The 17,256-nt window shown below is 43.7% G+C and carries 18 protein-coding genes and 1 other annotated feature; of the genes, 16 read left to right on the top strand and 2 right to left on the bottom strand.

Annotated features, from left to right (window positions below):
- Positions 1-49: 49 nt before the first annotated feature.
- Complete coding sequence (locus C0979_RS11950) at positions 50-205, top strand: hypothetical protein (RefSeq protein ID WP_200816236.1); 156 nt, start codon at positions 50-52, stop codon at positions 203-205.
- On the opposite strand, the gene C0979_RS02885 is transcribed toward C0979_RS11950, so the two are convergent.
- A complete protein-coding gene (locus C0979_RS02885) occupies positions 175-393 on the bottom strand; it encodes a hypothetical protein (RefSeq protein WP_101694555.1) in 219 nt (72 codons plus the stop codon). The two genes, C0979_RS11950 and C0979_RS02885, sit on opposite strands and share 31 nt — an antisense overlap.
- A 93-nt stretch (positions 394-486) precedes the next feature.
- On the opposite strand from C0979_RS02885, the gene C0979_RS02880 reads away from it, so the two are divergent.
- From C0979_RS02880 to C0979_RS02815, 14 genes are all read left to right on the top strand, one after another.
- Positions 487-993, top strand: a complete 507-nt coding sequence (locus C0979_RS02880) for an SEC-C metal-binding domain-containing protein (protein WP_101694554.1) — start codon at positions 487-489, stop codon at positions 991-993.
- Positions 978-1,700 carry a YdcF family protein gene (locus tag C0979_RS02875; protein WP_101694553.1) on the top strand — a complete coding sequence of 241 codons (723 nt, stop codon included), beginning with the start codon at positions 978-980 and terminating at the stop codon, positions 1,698-1,700. Before C0979_RS02880 ends, C0979_RS02875 begins: the two co-directional genes overlap by 16 nt.
- A gap of 286 nt (positions 1,701-1,986) precedes the next feature.
- Positions 1,987-2,844 (top strand): aldo/keto reductase, encoded by an 858-nt coding sequence (locus C0979_RS02870; RefSeq protein WP_101694552.1) that lies wholly within the window; start codon positions 1,987-1,989, stop codon positions 2,842-2,844.
- A 64-nt stretch (positions 2,845-2,908) separates the two neighbouring features.
- Entirely contained in the window at positions 2,909-4,834 is a 1,926-nt protein-coding gene (gene thrS, locus C0979_RS02865) for a threonine--tRNA ligase (RefSeq protein WP_101694551.1), read from the top strand.
- Between the two features lie 67 nt (positions 4,835-4,901).
- Positions 4,902-5,219 carry a DUF1540 domain-containing protein gene (locus C0979_RS02860; RefSeq protein ID WP_101694550.1) on the top strand — a complete coding sequence of 106 codons (318 nt, stop codon included), beginning with the start codon at positions 4,902-4,904 and terminating at the stop codon, positions 5,217-5,219.
- Between the two features lie 123 nt (positions 5,220-5,342).
- Entirely contained in the window at positions 5,343-6,698 is a 1,356-nt protein-coding gene (locus C0979_RS02855) for an AI-2E family transporter (protein ID WP_101694549.1), read from the top strand.
- Between the two features lie 3 nt (positions 6,699-6,701).
- Positions 6,702-7,625, top strand: a complete 924-nt coding sequence (gene metA / locus C0979_RS02850; RefSeq protein WP_101694548.1) for a homoserine O-acetyltransferase MetA — start codon at positions 6,702-6,704, stop codon at positions 7,623-7,625.
- Positions 7,626-7,658: 33 nt separating this feature from the next.
- Positions 7,659-7,925, top strand: a complete 267-nt coding sequence (locus tag C0979_RS02845) for a hypothetical protein (RefSeq protein WP_101694547.1) — start codon at positions 7,659-7,661, stop codon at positions 7,923-7,925.
- 106 nt (positions 7,926-8,031) lie between these two features.
- Positions 8,032-8,931, top strand: a complete 900-nt coding sequence (locus C0979_RS02840; RefSeq protein WP_101694546.1) for a tyrosine-type recombinase/integrase — start codon at positions 8,032-8,034, stop codon at positions 8,929-8,931.
- A 215-nt stretch (positions 8,932-9,146) separates the two neighbouring features.
- Complete coding sequence (locus tag C0979_RS02835) at positions 9,147-10,544, top strand: alanine/glycine:cation symporter family protein (RefSeq protein WP_101694545.1); 1,398 nt, start codon at positions 9,147-9,149, stop codon at positions 10,542-10,544.
- Between the two features lie 58 nt (positions 10,545-10,602).
- Positions 10,603-10,854, top strand: a binding site (T-box leader).
- Positions 10,855-10,968: 114 nt separating this feature from the next.
- Entirely contained in the window at positions 10,969-11,988 is a 1,020-nt protein-coding gene (locus C0979_RS02830; RefSeq protein WP_101694544.1) for an ABC transporter substrate-binding protein, read from the top strand.
- Between the two features lie 12 nt (positions 11,989-12,000).
- Positions 12,001-12,882: an ABC transporter permease gene (locus tag C0979_RS02825; RefSeq protein WP_101694543.1), complete on the top strand. Its 882-nt coding sequence runs from the start codon at positions 12,001-12,003 to the stop codon at positions 12,880-12,882.
- Positions 12,875-13,648 (top strand): ABC transporter ATP-binding protein, encoded by a 774-nt coding sequence (locus C0979_RS02820; protein ID WP_101694542.1) that lies wholly within the window; start codon positions 12,875-12,877, stop codon positions 13,646-13,648. The genes C0979_RS02825 and C0979_RS02820 overlap by 8 nt, the downstream gene beginning before the upstream one ends.
- Before the next feature lie 74 nt (positions 13,649-13,722).
- Entirely contained in the window at positions 13,723-14,238 is a 516-nt protein-coding gene (locus C0979_RS02815) for a dCTP deaminase/dUTPase family protein (RefSeq protein ID WP_101694774.1), read from the top strand.
- A gap of 84 nt (positions 14,239-14,322) precedes the next feature.
- On the opposite strand, the gene C0979_RS02810 is transcribed toward C0979_RS02815, so the two are convergent.
- Entirely contained in the window at positions 14,323-15,684 is a 1,362-nt protein-coding gene (locus tag C0979_RS02810; RefSeq protein WP_101694541.1) for a spore germination protein, read from the bottom strand.
- A 185-nt stretch (positions 15,685-15,869) separates the two neighbouring features.
- Here C0979_RS02810 and C0979_RS02805 point away from each other — a divergent pair, with 185 nt between their 5' ends.
- Positions 15,870-17,255: an MATE family efflux transporter gene (locus C0979_RS02805; RefSeq protein WP_101694540.1), complete on the top strand. Its 1,386-nt coding sequence runs from the start codon at positions 15,870-15,872 to the stop codon at positions 17,253-17,255.
- The last annotated feature ends 1 nt before the right edge of the window (position 17,256 follow it).

Raw genomic sequence — 17,256 nt, 5'->3', positions numbered from 1 at the left:
GGGGAGAAGATAAGAAGAGTATAAATAATAGGGAAACGGAGGTATGAATATGCATAAGAGAGAATGGGTTGTACCGGAACCGGAAGTGATTTCTATGGAAGAATACCTAAATAGAAGGAAAAAAGTAAGAAAGCCAGACCGCACTAGGCAGAGCGGTCTGACTCCATATGAATATTACGTCGTATCATCGTCATCTTTATCGTGACGCATAAGACGGTAGACCAGTGTATAGGCGTAGAGAAGCACCGGGATAATAATGGTACAGGCAACAGATGCTTTAAAAAGCCCCATCGTCTCTGACTGGTCGGTTAATGCAAGGATGAGAGTACATCCATACATGATTACAAGAAGCACTGCGCCCGCAAGGGCAATAATACGTTTCCATTTTTTCATCACAAATCATCCTTTACATCTATACAAGACTTTAGTATATTATATAAAGAGCGATGAAAAATTGCAAATGAATATACAAAGGAGTACAAGAATATGAGTCGTACATTATTAGATCAGTGGAGAGATATTGCTTATGATGAGACTGCTGACAGAGGGCAGCTTCAGAGATTCTGGGGAACTTATTTTCAGATTGAAAAAGAAATTTATGAAAAGCTTTTGACAAATCCGGACGAGGAAGTAAAGGGAACTGTAAAAGAACTGGCTGAGAAATATGGACAGGAAGTTCTCACTATGGTTGGATTTTTGGATGGAATCAATGAAAGTCTGAAGGAAGAAAATCCAATTGAGACGATGGAAGAAGATACGGTTGTAAGCCTTGCATTTGACAAGGAGAAACTGTATAAGAATATGGTTGCTGCAAAGGCAGACTGGCTGTATGAACTTCCACAGTGGAAAGAGATTTATTCTGAAGAAGAATTAAAGAGACTGTACAAGGAGCAGAAGGAGTCTACAACGATTCGCAAGGAGAAGAAGATCGGAAGAAATGATCCGTGTCCGTGCGGTTCCGGAAAGAAATATAAGAAATGCTGTGGCAGATAATTTTCTGTGCGGCAGGAGTTCTGTGTCTGGGGTACTATTTTTTGATTGCGGGTACGCTTCGTAAGTGGAACTCTACGTTTTCGAGCTTTTGGCTGGCAGCAGGGATTTTTCTGCTGTTAGGAAGCTTTGTGGCAGAAAGACTTGGATGCACGGGGATTTTTGGTATTCTTTTGCTCGTTTTTGTCCTGACAGTCCTTTTTACCTGCCTTCTGATTGGCAGTGGGATGCGCAGGGGTGAAAAGGAACCATGTCGGTATCTGATTGTACTGGGAGCTCAGGTTTCGGGAAGACGGATTACCGATTCCCTGAAGCGCAGACTTGACCGGGCGAGAGAATATCTGGTTCAAAATGAGGAGACTTTGGTGATTGTGTCCGGAGGCAGAGGCAAAGGAGAGGATCTTTCAGAAGCGGAAGCAATGGCGTCCTATTTAATGGAAAACGGGATTGCAAAAGAGCGCATTTCCCAGGAAGATCAGTCAAGAACGACGAAGGAAAATCTGTTGTTTTCAGCGGCGCTTATAAAGGAGAGTGGATGCCCGGTAGGGATTGTGTCCAATAATTTCCATTTGTATCGAGCGCTTCAGTATGCGAAGGCGGCAGGTTATTCCAATGTATGCCCGATTGCAGCAGGATGTAATCCGGTATTGTTCGTGAATTACATGGTGCGGGAATGTTTTGCCATCTGGAAGATGTGGTTGACAAAGTGATCTTCCGTGATATAATAGTAACATATATTGCAACACGTTGAAGAGAAGAGTAGGCTGGAGAAAGATTTGCAGAGAGGGAAGCCATGGGCTGCGAGCTTCTTAATCGGAAACCAACTGAAGACCACCTCTGAGTGACTGTGAACCAGTCCGGTGATTCCGTTACCATCGTAAAATGAAGTGGTTCCGGCATGTGTGCCGGTTCAAGCAGGGTGGAACCGCGAGAAATGTGAACTCGTCCCTTACAGCTATAGCTGTAGGGGGCTTTTTATTTATAGGAGACTGCAGTATGAACAATATGTATGACGGATATGAACTTAGAAACGGGGTGAAGAATCCCTGTATTGGATTCGGGACCTATAAAGCGGCGGACGGGAAGAGCGCGGAAGTGATAAAAACAGCGCTGGATGCCGGGTATCGGTATTTTGATACAGCGTCCTTTTATGGAACCGAGGAGTATTTGGCAGAAGCGATTCAGGAGTCCAAAGTAAAAAGAGAGGATTTGTTCCTGACTTCCAAAGCGTGGAAGACGGAGATGGGATATGAGAAGGTCAGACAGGCATTTGAAGAATCGCTAAAAAGACTTCAGACGGATTATTTGGATCTCTACCTGATTCACTGGCCTCTTCCGGAAGATGGATATGAGGATTGGGAAAAACTGGATCTTGAGACTTGGAGAGGGTTGGAAGAGCTGTACGAGGAGGGGCGCGTAAGGGCAATCGGAGTCAGCAATTTTCTTCCTTATCATCTGGAGAATCTGATGAAGCATAGCAAGATCAAACCGATGGTGAATCAGATTGAATTTCATCCGGGGTATACCCAGGAATTGACGGTGCAGTATTGCAAAGAGCGGGACATTCTGGTGCAGGCATGGAGTCCGATCGGTCGGAGCGCTCTTTTAGACCATCCGGTTCTTTTGAAGCTTTCAGAAAAATATCACGTGTCAGTGGCGCAGATCTGTATTCGCTATGCGCTGCAAAGAGGCATCGTACCGCTTCCAAAATCTTCTGCATATGAGAGGATGAAACAGAATCAGGATGTGTTTGATTTTGAAATTTCCGAGGAAGATATGTACAGAATCGGCACAATTCCGCAGAGCGGCTGGTCCCGGCTTCACCCGGACGGCTGCAGTGAGAGAACAGTTTAAAACGGTTCAAAAAGGTCGATAAGACCATGAAAATAAAACAAAAGTAAAAGAGAGGAAATGACGTATGAAAATTACATTAAAAGACGGATCTGTCAAAGAATATGCGCAGAGCATGTCCGTGCTGGATATCGCAAAGGATATCAGTGAAGGCCTTGCAAGAGTGGCAACAGCTGCGAAAGTGGATGGGGAGATTGTTGATCTGAGAACAGAAGTTACGAAAGACTGTGAACTGGAACTTCTGACTTTTGATTCAGAAGAAGGAAAGGGTGCGTTCTGGCATACGACATCCCATATTCTGGCACAGGCAGTAAAGCGCCTGTATCCGGAGACAAAGCTGGCAATTGGACCATCCATTGATAATGGTTTCTATTACGATTTAGATAGAGAGACACCATTTGTGCCGGAAGACCTGGAAAAAATTGAAGCTGAGATGAAGAAAATTGCAAAAGAAGCGCTTCCGATTGAACGTTTCACGATGCCAAGAGAAGAAGCTATTGCATATTTCAAAGAGAATGAGGAACCATATAAGGTAGAACTGGTAGAGGATCTTCCGGAAGGAGAAGAGATCAGCTTCTATAAACAGGGAGAGTTTACGGACCTGTGTGCAGGACCGCATCTGATGTCTACGAAGACGGTAAAGGCTGTGAAATTGACAAGCCTTGCAGGTGCTTATTGGCGCGGCGATGAGAAGAATAAGATGCTGACCAGAATCTATGGAATCTCTTATCCAAAGAAAGCGGAGCTGGAAGAGTATCTGCACAGGCTGGAAGAGGCGAAGAAGCGTGACCACAGAAAGTTAGGAAAAGAGCTTGGCTTATTTATGATGTGCGATGAGGGACCAGGCTTCCCATTCTTCCTGCCAAAGGGAATGGTGCTTAAGAATACGCTGCTCGATTACTGGAGAGACCTCCATAAGAGAAACGGTTATGTGGAGATTTCCACACCGATCATCTTAAGCAGACACTTGTGGGAGAATTCCGGACATTGGGATCACTACAAAGACAATATGTATACAACGGTAATTGATGAAGAAGATTTCGCAGTAAAACCGATGAACTGCCCAGGCGGAATGCTGGTATATAAATCAGAACCACGTTCCTATAAAGATCTGCCGCTTCGTGCAGGAGAACTGGGTCTGGTACACAGACATGAGAAATCAGGAGCACTGCATGGATTGTTCCGTGTTCGCTGCTTTACGCAGGATGATGCACATATCTTTATGATGCCAGATCAGATTCGTGAGGAGATCAAGGGAGTTGCCCGTCTGATTGATGAGGTTTACAGTCTATTTGGATTTAAGTATCATGTTGAACTTTCTACACGTCCGGAAGACAGCATGGGAAGCGATGAAGATTGGAAACTTGCAACCGAAGGACTTCGTGGAGCGCTGGAGGACTTAGGACTTGATTATGTGGTAAATGAAGGAGACGGCGCATTCTATGGACCGAAGATTGACTTCCATCTGGAAGACTCTATCGGAAGAACCTGGCAGTGTGGAACGATTCAGCTGGATATGCAGATGCCGCAGAGATTTGAGCTGGAATACACAGGAGCAGACGGAGAAAAACATCGCCCGATTATGATTCACCGTGTGGCATTTGGTTCCATTGAACGTTTTATCGGTATTTTGATTGAACATTTTGCAGGTGCGTTCCCAACATGGCTTGCACCGGTACAGGTGAAGGTACTTCCAATCTCTGAGAAACACTTGGAATACGGACAGAAGGTCTTGAAAGAGTTGGAAGCAGTAGGAATTCGTGCAGAAATTGATGAGAGAGCAGAAAAAATCGGATATAAGATTCGTGAAGCTCAGATGCAGAAGATTCCATATATGCTGGTAGTAGGAGCAAAAGAGGAAGAAAGTTCTCTGGTATCTGTCAGAAGCCGTTTTGCAGGAGATGAAGGACAGAAGAGCATTGCTGATTTTATCAGTGCGATTCGGGAAGAAATTGATACAAAGACGCAGAGAGAAGTGACCAAAGAAGATTAAATTTTACGGGTAAGACAGAAAAAAGTGGGCATAATAATTACTGATCATTGTAACAGGAGGGATTATTATGCCAGAATTAAAATGTACGGTACAGACTTGTACACACAACAAAAACTTTTATTGTGATTTAGATCAGATTGTAGTGGGAGGAAGTGGTGCAAAGCGTTCCGGTGAGACTTGCTGTGACAGCTTCGAGGAACGTACTGCCGATTCCTACAGCAATGTAACCGGTGAAGCGTCTCCGAAGAGTGAGATCGACTGCAAAGCGGTGGAATGTATGTACAATAAAGACTGTAACTGTCATGCCGGAAAAATCAGCGTAGAGGGAAGCAGCGCCTGCAAATGTGAGCAGACAGAGTGTGCAACCTTTTCGTGTGGATCTTAAAGGACAAGGAGAGACGATTTGAAAAGTCTCTCCTTTTTTCGTGTCGTCCATTTCGTTGCGTCTTGACGCATATATGCCGGAAGGTTATAATTGTTCTATATGTAGAAAACGAGGGTGTATTGCATGAATCAGGAAGAAAAAAAAGAAGAAATAAAATCACAGACAGAAGCGGAGAAAGAGCGCGCATATTATGCCAGCAGACCGAAGCTTGGAATGGGAGGACCATCTAAGCTTAGACAGCAGTTCAGCAGAGGAATGACATTTTTTCTGGTTGTTGCAGCCAGTCTGCTGTTCTACTTTGCATTGCTTAGGATGACGGATATTTCAGGAGTGCTGAACAAGGTTTTTAATGTGTTAAAACCGGTGGTGTATGGATGTGTGATCGCGTATCTTCTGAATCCGCTGGTGAAAAAGATTGATACATATTTGCGGCCGCAGTTGGAAAAGCATATGAAAAAGCCGGAACAAGCGTTGAAGCTGACGAGGGGAATCGGGATTCTGGCTTCACTGATTTTGATGACGGTATTGATTGTTACGCTGTTCAACCTGCTGATTCCGGAATTATATTCCAGTATCCGCAACATGATTTTTACCCTTCCGGGACAGTTAAATGACTTGATTCAGAGTCTAAACGGAATTGAGATTGACGATTCCACGACGGGAAAATTGATGAAGACAGCGTTAGAAGAGGGCACGAATATGCTGCAGGAATGGCTGCGTACTGACCTTCTGGCCAGAACCAATGCATTGATGACGAATCTGACAGAGGGTGTGATCAATCTTCTGAATGAGATTTTCAATGCATTGATCGGTGTGATTGTATCGGTTTATATTCTGTTCAGCAAGGAGACGTTTTCCAGTCAGTGTAAAAAATGCATCTATGCGATGTTTTCACCAAGACATGCGAATTTTGTACTGCATCTGACGACGAAGAGTAATGAGATCTTTGGCGGGTTTATCATCGGAAAGCTTATTGATTCTGCGATTATCGGAGTTCTTTGCTTCTTTGGACTTAGTATTTTGGATATGCCGTATGTAATGCTGGTCAGTGTAATCGTTGGCGTGACAAATGTTATTCCGTTTTTCGGACCTTATATCGGTGCAATTCCAAGTACAGTTCTGATTATGCTGTCTGATCCGCTGAAGGGAATTTATTTTGTGATTTTCATTCTACTTTTGCAGCAGTTTGATGGAAATATTTTGGGACCGAAGATTCTTGGAAACTCGACAGGCTTGTCTGCATTTTGGGTAATTGTTGCCATTTTGCTGGGAGGAGGCTTGTTCGGATTTGCAGGAATGATTATGGGTGTCCCGACGTTTGCAGTTTTGTATTATATTGTGGAAATGTTGATGAACAATCGATTGGAAAAGAAGAAGCTACCGGTAGATTCGCAGAATTATGATGCCCTAAGTTATGTGGACAGCAATGGAAAATACCGCCATGTAAAGGAACAGGAAATGGAGCAAGGAGGGAAATAACATATGCCAATTCGTGTACAGAATGATCTTCCGGTAAAGGAGATTTTAGAGAAAGAAAATATATTCGTAATGGATGAACACCGCGCAACGCATCAGGATATCCGACCTATCAAAATAGGTCTCTTAAATTTGATGCCATTAAAAGAAGACACGGAGCTTCAGATTCTCAGGTCTTTATCCAATACGCCGCTGCAGGTGGACGTCTCTTTTGTGACGGTGTCAAGTCACCAGTCTAAGAATACGCCGACCAGCCATCTGAATAAGTTTTATCAGAAGTTTTCAGAGATTAAGAATCAGAAATTTGATGGATTTATTATTACTGGAGCACCGGTAGAGCAGATGCCGTTTGAAGAGGTAGATTACTGGGAAGAACTGACAGAAATTATGGAGTGGACGAAAAGCCATGTGACATCTACCCTGCATTTGTGCTGGGGAGCGCAGGCGGGCATTTATTATCATTATGGAATTAATAAAGTGCAGCTGGATCATAAAATGTTCGGAATCTTTGAACATCGGGTGATGAATCGAAGAATTCCTTTGGTTAGAGGATTTGACGATGTATTTATGGCGCCGCATTCCAGACATACGGAGATTCCGATGGATCAGATCCGTGCAGAGGAAAGGTTGACGGTTCTTGCAGAGTCACAGGAAGCAGGTCTGTTTCTTGCGATGGCAGAAGAGGGGCGCAAGATTTTTGTAATGGGACACCCTGAGTATGACCGGATTACGTTAGATGGAGAATATAAAAGAGATCTTGGTAAAGGTCTGGAGATTGAGGTGCCGAAGAATTATTATGAAAACGATGATCCAACCAAGAAGCCGCTTCTGACGTGGAGAGCGACAGCGAATAATCTGTACACCAACTGGCTGAATTATTATGTATACCAGGTAACACCGTATGATTTGGAAGGAACACCGAATTTTTAAGACTTCTTTCGTAGAGACGGAGGGGAGGAAAATATGATCGCAGTTTGGAACCGCAGGAGTGTATATATCGGTTTTGATATGCAGAAGTGTGCACAGGTGCGGGAATGCCTGGCGCAGAACCATATTGACTATACCTACAAAGTAAAGAATCAGGCGGGAAGCTGGGCAGGACGGGAAGGTACCGTTCGCGGACGGACGGGAAGCTTTGGTCAGTCCATGGAGCTGATGTATGAATATGAAGTGTTTGTACACCAAAAAGATCTGGAACAGGCAAAATATTTATTGGGAAAAGGCTTGTAAAAGTCTTTTCTTTTACACAAAACATGTTATAGTATGAGGAATACTTCTAACATTCCTAGGGAATCCGCTTCGCGGAAAAAGCAGACAAGGAGGGAGGGACCGTCTTATGAAAAGCAGTTATGCATCGAAAAAACTGAAAAATCAAATCTGGCCGGACTATATTGCACATTTTAAAAGCGAAACGACGAAGGGGTCTTATCTTGCAGATATTGAAGAATTGATGGCTTATTGTCGGAAAGATTTTCAGGAGATTACGGCAAAAGAGGTAAAGGCCTTTTATGAAGAATTGAAGGAGAGGACGAAGGCTGGGCGAATCAGTCCCGCTACAATGGCAAAGAAATTTAAAGAATATCATTCCTTTGCGGCCTATTTGTGCGAGCATCGGGAAAAGTATCAGATTCCGAAAAGTTATTCGGATGTTTACGCAGGATATCTTCCTTATCTGGCAAAGCAGGAACGTTATGCGAGGTCGGTTCCGATTGCGGATATCGACAGACTTTTAGCGGCGGCCAGGGAGGATGAAGCATCCTATACAATTATTACACTTTTGTATCGGGCAGGACTTACGTCAAGGGAGATTACAGAAATGAAGGTGAAAAATATTCTGCTTTATGATAATGGAATGTATCTAGCGGTACCGGGGCGAAAGGCGCCAAGTTATGTTCCGGAAGATGCAGCAAAGGTTCTGCTTCATTATTTGGAGGTGTGTCAGCCACAGGGGTATCTGTTCCGTAACCGGCGCGGAGATGTGTTGAATTTGATGTATATCAGCAGGATGTTGAAAAAATATGAGATGCAGGCAGGAATTCCCTGTTATAGTGCGCAGAGTATCCGTAATACCTGCGGAGTAACACTGTTTGCTTATGGTGCTAATGAGGAAGAGACAGCAGGACAGATGGGAGTTACGGTAAAACAGATTCACCGTTATAAGAATTTAACTTACCGGGAGAATCTGTTAAAATCGGCCAATAAGCTTGTTCGGATATCGGTGATACCTCCAGAATAGTGTGAATAATCAGAGAATATATATAAAATATGATTGTTATATAATTAACACAAAATAAAATGCAAATATTCTATCAAATAAGTAGAAATAAACAAAAAGAATGTCATTTCTGTAACTATTATTGCTATTTTAAAAGTATTAAGGTAGAATGAATTAACAATTAATTTCGTGAGTGGAAGGTGCACAACAAAACTTAAAGGAAAAGGGGGCATAGTATGTTTGGACAGATTGCAGATTGGATTTACAAAGTGGACGGCATTATTTGGGGGTGGTGGCTGATCATCTTGTTGTTCGGAACGCATATCTTTATGACGATTCGAACCGGATTCATTCAGAGAAAGACTTTCAGTAAAGGAATTAAATTGTCCGTTACGAAAGATCCGGAAGCAGAAGGTGAAGTATCCAACTTTGGTGCATTGACAACCGCTTTGGCAGCAACGATCGGAACTGGTAATATTGTCGGTGTTGGTACGGCAATTGCACTTGGAGGTCCGGGAGCAGTTCTGTGGTGTTGGCTGTCTGGTGTATTTGGAATTGCAACCAAGTATTCTGAGTCATTGATTGCAGTTAAGTACCGGGTAAAGACAAAAGACGGGCGTATGCAGGGCGGCGCGATGTACGCACTTTCCAGGGGACTGAAGTGGAAAGGTCTGGGAAAAGCCTTGGGACTTATCTTCGCAATCTTTGCAGCATTTGCCTCTTTTGGTATCGGATGTGCAACACAGGTAAATGCAATTGCTAATATCGTTCAGGAGAACGTTGGTATTCCAAAGGCGGCGGTTGGTATCGCAGTGGCAGTATTAACGGCAATCGTAATCTTTGGCGGAATTAAGTCTATTGCAAAAGTTTGTGAAAAGTTAGTTCCGTTTATGGCGATTTTCTATGTACTTGGATGTATTATCATTCTGGGAATCAACTATGATTATATTATTCCGGCATTGTCCACTATTTTTAAGCTTGCCTTTACACCGGGCGCAGCAGCAGGCGGTCTGGTAGGAAGCGGTATTCGTCTGGCAATGCAGTATGGTATTGCGAGAGGATTATTCTCCAATGAATCTGGTATGGGTTCTGCGCCAATCGCAGCAGCGGCAGCACAGACAAGAAATCCGGTTCGTCAGGCATTGGTATCTTCTACAGGAACTGTTTGGGACACGGTAGTGGTATGTGCATTGACAGGTTTGGTTTTGGTTTCCACGATTATGAAGAATCCGGCGATTAATGCGGATCAGATCGAAGATGGTGGTATTCTTACGACATTGGCATTTGGACAGATTCCAGTTCTTGGACCGATTATTCTGACGCTTGGAATTATCTGTTTTGCCTACTCTACGATTCTTGGATGGGCATATTACGGAGAGCGTGCGGTTGAGTATTTTGCAGGGAAAAAGGGACTGGTGCCATATCGTATTCTCTATGTTGCAGTTGCAGCAATCGCACCAATTGTAGCACTTGATGTTGTATGGGCATTGGCAGATATTCTGAATGCGTTGATGGCGATTCCGAACTTGATTGCGGTGCTTCTGTTGTCAAATGTAATTGCAAAAGAGACGAAGAAGTACATCAACAATCTGGATGCATGGGATGAGGAGCCGGTACCGGTTTTGGATGAATAAAAATAAAAAAAGGGATTGACAAATCGATTTTAATGGATTAAAGTGATAAATATAAAGAGCAAAACCGTTGAGAAAGAAGAGTAACTTATCAGGCGGCATCAAAGAGAACAGCAGATGGTGAGATTGCTGTATGAAGCAGATGAGCGAATGGCCTTTCGAGGGCAGTCTGAAATTTCAATTCAGGAACAGTAGGACTTGTCGGGAACCGAACCCGTTATCAATCAGGAGTGTATGTTAGTACATGAGAAAGTGGACGATTCGTCAATTTGAGTGGTACCGCGATAATAAGTATATTATTACCGTCTCAAACCGTAAGGTTTGGGGCGGTTTTTTAGTTTCCGGGACATGGCGGCAACTTTCTCTCCTAACAAAGTGAAACAGCGCATTTGCGTAAGAATCAGCATGAAAAAAGGAGAATGGAGCTATGAAAAGAAGAGTAACAGCAGGATTATTAACAGCAGCAATGATGACAATGATGTTAACAGGATGTGCAGGATCATCTGGAGACAAGAAGGAAAGCGGAAAAGAAAGTTATACCATTGGAATTGAGCAGTTTGCAGAACATGGTTCTTTAGATAACTGCCGGGAAGGGGTTTTAAAAGGGTTAGAAAGTGAAGGGATTGTAGAAGGTGAGAATCTGACGATAGACTACAAGAATGCGGCGGCAGATATGGGAACGGCAGGACAGATTTCCGACAGCTTTGTATCTGATGGAGTAGATATGATTTGTGCGATTGCAACCCCAGCGGCGCAGAGTGCATATAATGTAGCAATGGATGCGGAGATCCCCGTGATTTACACCGCAGTTACAGATCCGGTAGAAGCGGAATTGGCAGACGCGGATGGCAATGCGGTTGGGGAAGTGACAGGAACTTCTGATAAGCTTCCAATCAAAGCACAGCTTGAGATGATCAGAAATCTCCTTCCAAATGCAAAGAAGATTGGAATTATGTATACGACAAGCGAGGCAAACTCTGTATCTGCAATTGAAGAATATAAGAAACTGGCGGGAGACTATGAGTTTGCGATTGTAGAGAAAGGAATTACGGCAACTGCAGATATTCCGTTGGCGACAGATGAGCTTCTTGGTGAAGTGGACTGTATTACGAATCTGACAGACAATACGGTGGTTTCTTCACTGGCTACAATTTTGGAGAAGGCTGGGGAGAAGAAGATCCCGGTATTTGGAAGTGAGATTGAGCAGGTCAAACTTGGATGTCTTGCAGCAGAAGGAATCGATTACATTTCTCTTGGTGAACAGACTGGGAAAATGGCAGCAAAAGTATTAAAGGGAGAAAAGAAAGCATCCGAAATGAAATATGAGATTATCACGGAGCCGGGATTCTATGTCAATACCAAGGTAGCAGAAAACTTGGGAGTAGAAGTACCGGAAGAACTGGCAAAAAATGCAGTAGAAAGTTTTCATGAGATTTCCGCAGAATAAGGAGACAGAGTTATGAATTTTATGGTGACGATTATTGAGCAGGGACTGATTTACGGAATCCTTGCACTGGGAGTATATATTACGTATAAGGTGTTGGATTTCCCGGATCTTACGGTGGATGGAAGCTTTCCATTGGGCGCGGCTGTTACAGCGGCGCTCATTACCAGGGGAATGAACCCTTATCTGACGCTTCTGGTATCCTTTGCATCAGGAGCGTTGGCGGGAATCTGTACCGGTCTTATTCATGTAAAGGGGAAAGTCAGAGATCTGCTTTCAGGGATTATTATGATGACGGCTCTGTGGTCTGTGAATCTTTATATCGCGGGGACTTCCAATGTACCACTCTTTTCACAGAAGACGATTTTCAAAAATAAACTGATGGATGGAATGGTTCCAAAGAGTCTGCGTCCTTATTCAACGCTGATTCTGATTCTGGTACTGGTGATGATCTGCAAAGTGCTTCTAGACCTTTATTTAAAGACAAAATCCGGGTATCTGCTGCGGGCAGTGGGCGATAATGAGGCATTGGTGACAGCGCTTGCAAAGGATCAGGGGAATGTGAAGATACTGGGACTTTCCCTTGCTAATGGACTGGTTGCAATGGCAGGAAGTATATTTGCGCAGGAAGAAAGGGTCTTTGAGATATCCATGGGAACCGGAGCAATTGTAATTGGTCTTGCCAGTGTGATTATCGGAACGAGTTTGTTTCGGAAGATGACGGTATTCAAGGCAACAACGGCAGTTTTAATCGGTTCGATTATTTATAAGGCGTGTGTGGCAATTGCTCTTAAAAACTTTGAACCGAATGCAATGAAGCTGATTACGGCCGTTCTGTTCCTGATTATTTTGATTTTCAGTATGGAGAGAAAAGGAGGGGCGAAGAAGCATGCTTGAGTTGAAAAAAATTTGTAAATACTATAACCCAGGGACCATAAATGAAATGTGCCTGTTTGATCAATTTGATCTGAAGGTTGAACAAGGAGAGTTCGTGTCGGTGGTTGGAAGCAACGGTTCAGGGAAAACATCGATGCTGAATATCATCTGCGGAAGCATTCCGCTAGAATCAGGTCAGGTGCTGATGCAGGGGCGTGATATCACAAGAAAAAAGGAATACCAGAGAAATGCAAAGATTGGACGCGTTTATCAGAATCCGGCAATGGGGACCTGCCCCTCTATGACGATATTGGAAAATCTATCGTTGGCAGATAACAAAGGAAAACGCTTTGGTTTGGGAAGAGGGAGTAATAAGGCAAGAGTGGAGGCTTACCGGGAAGAATTAAGAAAGCTGAATCTGGGACTGGAAGATAAGCTGGAGGTAAAAGTAGGAGCGCTGTCCGGCGGACAGCGTCAGGGACTGGCACTTTTGATGGCGGTGATGACACCCATCGATTTCCTGATTTTGGATGAACATACGGCAGCGCTGGATCCTAAGACAGCGGATCGGATTATGGAGCTGACCAGCGAAGTGGTAAAGGAAAAGAACCTGACGACGATCATGGTGACTCATAATCTCCGGTATGCGGTAGAGTACGGGAACCGTCTGCTGATGATGCACCAGGGACGGGTGATTCTGGATAAGAAGGGGCAAGAGAAGGAAAAAACGTCGGTAGAAGAGATTTTGGGTCTGTTTAATGAGATTAGTATTGAGTGCGGAAATTAGGAATGTGCTTGCAGTACTTTGCAAAATCGGCTACAATCTTAGAAGACATTAGAAAGAAAGAAGGAGAGCAAAGGATGGCAAAGAAAGTTGCACAGTTTTTTAAAGTAAGTTTTGAGCAGTTTCAGCAAGGGTATGAGGATACATTTGGAACAATAGATGAGGAAGTGCTTCGCGGAATTTATGAGGAGATTAAGCTTCCAAAGCGGGCAACGAAAGGGTCTGCGGGGTATGATTTCTATATGCCGATTACAGCGAAATTAATGCCGGGAGAGACTCTGAAGATCCCAACGGGAATCCGTGTTAAGATTGCGACTGACTGGGTATTAAAGTGCTATCCGAGAAGCGGACTGGGATTTAAATATCGTTTGCAGTTGAATAATACCGTGGGAATTATTGACAGTGATTATTATATGTCTGATAATGAAGGGCATATTTTTGCGAAGATTACCAACGACAGCAATGAAGGAAAGACGGTGGAGTTAAAGCAGGGAATCGGATTTATGCAGGGAATCTTTGTGGAGTATGGCATCACGGTAGATGATGAAGCAACAGAAGTTCGAAATGGCGGATTTGGAAGTACGACCAAATAGAAAACAGTAAAAGAAGATAAAAAATAAAAGGGAATGAAAGATAGAAAGAGGAAGAACAGCCAGCGAAGCGTTCTTCCTCTTTCGTTAGTTTAGTTTAATGTTCAAATAGTTTCGTCCCGATAATGTCTTGTTAAAGCAGAAGCTTAAGAGGATAACGAGACATCCGGCAGCAAAGCCTGCCCAGTTAAATAACGCAGTCAGAATCAGAAGCTGCAACCGCATAAATTTCAAGGCGTAACCAAGTTCGAAGTTGGGCTGGGTATAATTTGCCACTGCGACAAATGCCATATAAAGCATGACTTCGGAGTTGAACCAACCGGATTTCACTGAGAATTCTCCCATCACAAGGCCGGCGATGACACTTAGGGGAGTGCTTAGCATACTAGGGGTATTTAAGGCTGCAAGGCGCAGACCGTCGATGGCGATTTCCAGCATCAGGAGCTGAAAAATCAGCGGAATATTAACCGTGTCCTTGACGGCTACGAAGGCAAAAATTTTAGGAAGCCAGTTTAAGTTTTGCATAAAGAGCAGAAATAAAGGGGTTAAAAATATGGTCATCAGATTAATCAATACGCGGGAAAACTTCAGGTATACGCTGGTGAGCGTTGGAAAATAATAGTCGTTGGCTTCTTCAATGATATCCAGTACAGAAGTAGGGAGAATCATTGCAGACGGCGAGTTGTCTACAAGGATAATCACTTTCCCTTCAAACAGGCAGGCGGCGGCAGTGTCCGGTCGTTCCGTGAATTTGAATTTAGGGAATGGGTTGTACCATTTGCGTTTGAACATGCATTCTGCCAGGGTTTGTTGGTTCATACGAAGATCATTGGTTTGAATGTTTTTGATCCGTTCGGATACGGTCTGCAGAAGCTTCTGATCCACCCGGTCTGACATATAGCAGATGGCGACGTCAGTGCGGGAACTTTCGCCTACCTCCAGCATTTGCATGGTCAGATGAGGATCCCGGATGCGTCGTCTAAGAAGTGCCGTATTAAATACGATCGTTTCCACAAATCCATCCCTGGATCCGCGTAAGGACTTGTCTTTGTCTGGTTCTTCCACGCTTCTTGCAGGATATGTGCGGCAATCGATGGCGATGCAGGACTCATAGCCGTCTATGAACAGGCAGGTGACTCCGGACAGGACGTTTTTTAATACCTGGTCAAAGTCGCCAAGAACGTCTACCTCTACGTATGGAATGCACATGCGTGCAAATTGTGTGGCATCTGCAGGCATGGTTTCTTCTGTTACCTTGAACATGGAATCCATGATTTTGAGCATGACTTCGTCTTTGGTAAATCCATCTATAAAATAAAAGGTCGCCATGCGGCCTCCGATCAGCATGTCCCGCTGAATAATGTCAAAGCTTTCTTTCACCGGCAGTGTTTCGTTCATATAGTTCATGCTGGCTTCTCTGGATGCTGTAATGATTTTTGGTTCCGGCATATGATTTCCTCCGCTTATTCAATCAGTTGTTTCAGCAATAGAATGCCCGGATTTGTGGATGCTTATACAGGTGTTTTTTGGGATTTATCCGACTCTTTCATAGTAATTTTATTTTACAGAATGAGAGGATAGTGTTAAAATCATACAATGTGAAATAATTTGTGAAGGGAAGAGGTTTGAAAAATATGCAGGAGAAAAAAGATAATCGACTGGGAACAGAACCGCTTGGGAAACTGATGGTATCATTGGCGCTTCCGGCGGTTGCAGCTCAGCTTATTAACTTGCTGTATAATATTGTGGATCGAATTTATATTGGCCATATTAAGGGGTATGGAGATGTGGCATTAACTGGAGTAGGAGTGACATTTCCAATTATTATGTTAATCGCTGCATTTAGTGCATTTGCCGGAATGGGTGGAGCACCGTTGGCATCCATTCAGCTGGGGAAAAAGGATTATCAGGAGGCCGAGAAAATCCTTGGAAATTCTGCGGGAATGATCGTGTTTTTTTCCATTGTTCTTACCATTGGATTTTTGATTTTTAAGACGCCGGTTCTCTATGCTTTTGGAGCCAGTGATGCAACAATTGGATATGCAGAAGATTATATTACAATTTACTTATTTGGAACGATTTTTGTACAGCTTGCTTTGGGACTGAATACATTTATCAGCGGGCAGGGAGCTGCAAAGACTGCGATGCTGTCGGTTCTTATTGGAGCAGTGATCAATATCTGCCTGGATCCGGTATTTATTTTTGCGCTGGATATGGGAGTGAAGGGAGCGGCTCTTGCAACAGTGATTTCACAGGCGGTCAGCGCAGTGTGGGTTGTGCGTTTCCTTGTTTCGGGCAAGAGTGTGATCCGGCTGAAAACATCCAATATGCGCTTAGAAGGAAAGATTGTGCGCAATATCGCAAGCCTTGGAATTTCACCGTTTATTATGCAAAGCACGGAGAGTTTGGTAAGTATTACATTGAATGCCGGACTGCAAAAGTACGGCGGAGACCTTTATGTGGGAACGATGTCGATTATGACCAGTGTTATGCAGATGATCGTAATTCCGGTACAGGGAATTACACAAGGGGTACAGCCGATTATCAGCTATAACTATGGAGCCGGGAATAAGAAGAGAGTGATTGGCACATTCAGCCGTCTGATTGGAATCTGTTTTGGAGCAACGCTGGTCCTTGCCGGAGTTGCCGTGCTGGCACCGGAGGTGTATGCATCCATCTTTACATCTAAGAGAGAATTGGTGGAACTGACGTCTCAGGTGATGCCGGTCTATTTTATGGGGCTTACCATTTTTGGTATTCAGTCTGCGTGTCAGTCTACTTTTCTGGCGCTTGGAGAGGCAAAAGTGTCGGTGCTGATTGCACTTCTTCGGAAAGTGATTTTGTTAATCCCTCTGGCAATTCTTCTGCCGAAATGGATGGGTGTTATGGGAATTTATCGTGCAGAGCCAATTGCGGATGTAACGTCTGTGGTTGTTACATCGATATTGTTTATCTTTACAATGAAAAAAATTTTGCCTAAGATGGGCAAAAGTGATATGATGGAGGAAAAGAAAAATTAAG

The sequence above is a fragment of the Dorea phocaeensis genome (assembly GCF_900240315.1).
GTDB classification, from domain to species: domain Bacteria; phylum Bacillota; class Clostridia; order Lachnospirales; family Lachnospiraceae; genus Dorea_B; species Dorea_B phocaeensis.
This window is presented reverse-complemented; position numbering and strand designations above follow the sequence as displayed.

Excerpts from the sequence above, each read along its gene's own strand:
- C0979_RS11950 (WP_200816236.1), top strand. The coding sequence starts at position 50 with ATGCATAAGAGAGAATGGGTTGTACCGGAACCGGAAGTGATTTCTATG.
- C0979_RS02885 (WP_101694555.1), bottom strand. The coding sequence starts at position 393 with ATGAAAAAATGGAAACGTATTATTGCCCTTGCGGGCGCAGTGCTTCTT.
- C0979_RS02880 (WP_101694554.1), top strand. The coding sequence starts at position 487 with ATGAGTCGTACATTATTAGATCAGTGGAGAGATATTGCTTATGATGAG.
- C0979_RS02875 (WP_101694553.1), top strand. The coding sequence starts at position 978 with ATGCTGTGGCAGATAATTTTCTGTGCGGCAGGAGTTCTGTGTCTGGGG.
- C0979_RS02870 (WP_101694552.1), top strand. The coding sequence starts at position 1,987 with ATGAACAATATGTATGACGGATATGAACTTAGAAACGGGGTGAAGAAT.
- thrS (WP_101694551.1), top strand. The coding sequence starts at position 2,909 with ATGAAAATTACATTAAAAGACGGATCTGTCAAAGAATATGCGCAGAGC.
- C0979_RS02860 (WP_101694550.1), top strand. The coding sequence starts at position 4,902 with ATGCCAGAATTAAAATGTACGGTACAGACTTGTACACACAACAAAAAC.
- C0979_RS02855 (WP_101694549.1), top strand. The coding sequence starts at position 5,343 with ATGAATCAGGAAGAAAAAAAAGAAGAAATAAAATCACAGACAGAAGCG.
- metA (WP_101694548.1), top strand. The coding sequence starts at position 6,702 with ATGCCAATTCGTGTACAGAATGATCTTCCGGTAAAGGAGATTTTAGAG.
- C0979_RS02845 (WP_101694547.1), top strand. The coding sequence starts at position 7,659 with ATGATCGCAGTTTGGAACCGCAGGAGTGTATATATCGGTTTTGATATG.
- C0979_RS02840 (WP_101694546.1), top strand. The coding sequence starts at position 8,032 with ATGAAAAGCAGTTATGCATCGAAAAAACTGAAAAATCAAATCTGGCCG.
- C0979_RS02835 (WP_101694545.1), top strand. The coding sequence starts at position 9,147 with ATGTTTGGACAGATTGCAGATTGGATTTACAAAGTGGACGGCATTATT.
- C0979_RS02830 (WP_101694544.1), top strand. The coding sequence starts at position 10,969 with ATGAAAAGAAGAGTAACAGCAGGATTATTAACAGCAGCAATGATGACA.
- C0979_RS02825 (WP_101694543.1), top strand. The coding sequence starts at position 12,001 with ATGAATTTTATGGTGACGATTATTGAGCAGGGACTGATTTACGGAATC.
- C0979_RS02820 (WP_101694542.1), top strand. The coding sequence starts at position 12,875 with ATGCTTGAGTTGAAAAAAATTTGTAAATACTATAACCCAGGGACCATA.
- C0979_RS02815 (WP_101694774.1), top strand. The coding sequence starts at position 13,723 with ATGGCAAAGAAAGTTGCACAGTTTTTTAAAGTAAGTTTTGAGCAGTTT.
- C0979_RS02810 (WP_101694541.1), bottom strand. The coding sequence starts at position 15,684 with ATGCCGGAACCAAAAATCATTACAGCATCCAGAGAAGCCAGCATGAAC.
- C0979_RS02805 (WP_101694540.1), top strand. The coding sequence starts at position 15,870 with ATGCAGGAGAAAAAAGATAATCGACTGGGAACAGAACCGCTTGGGAAA.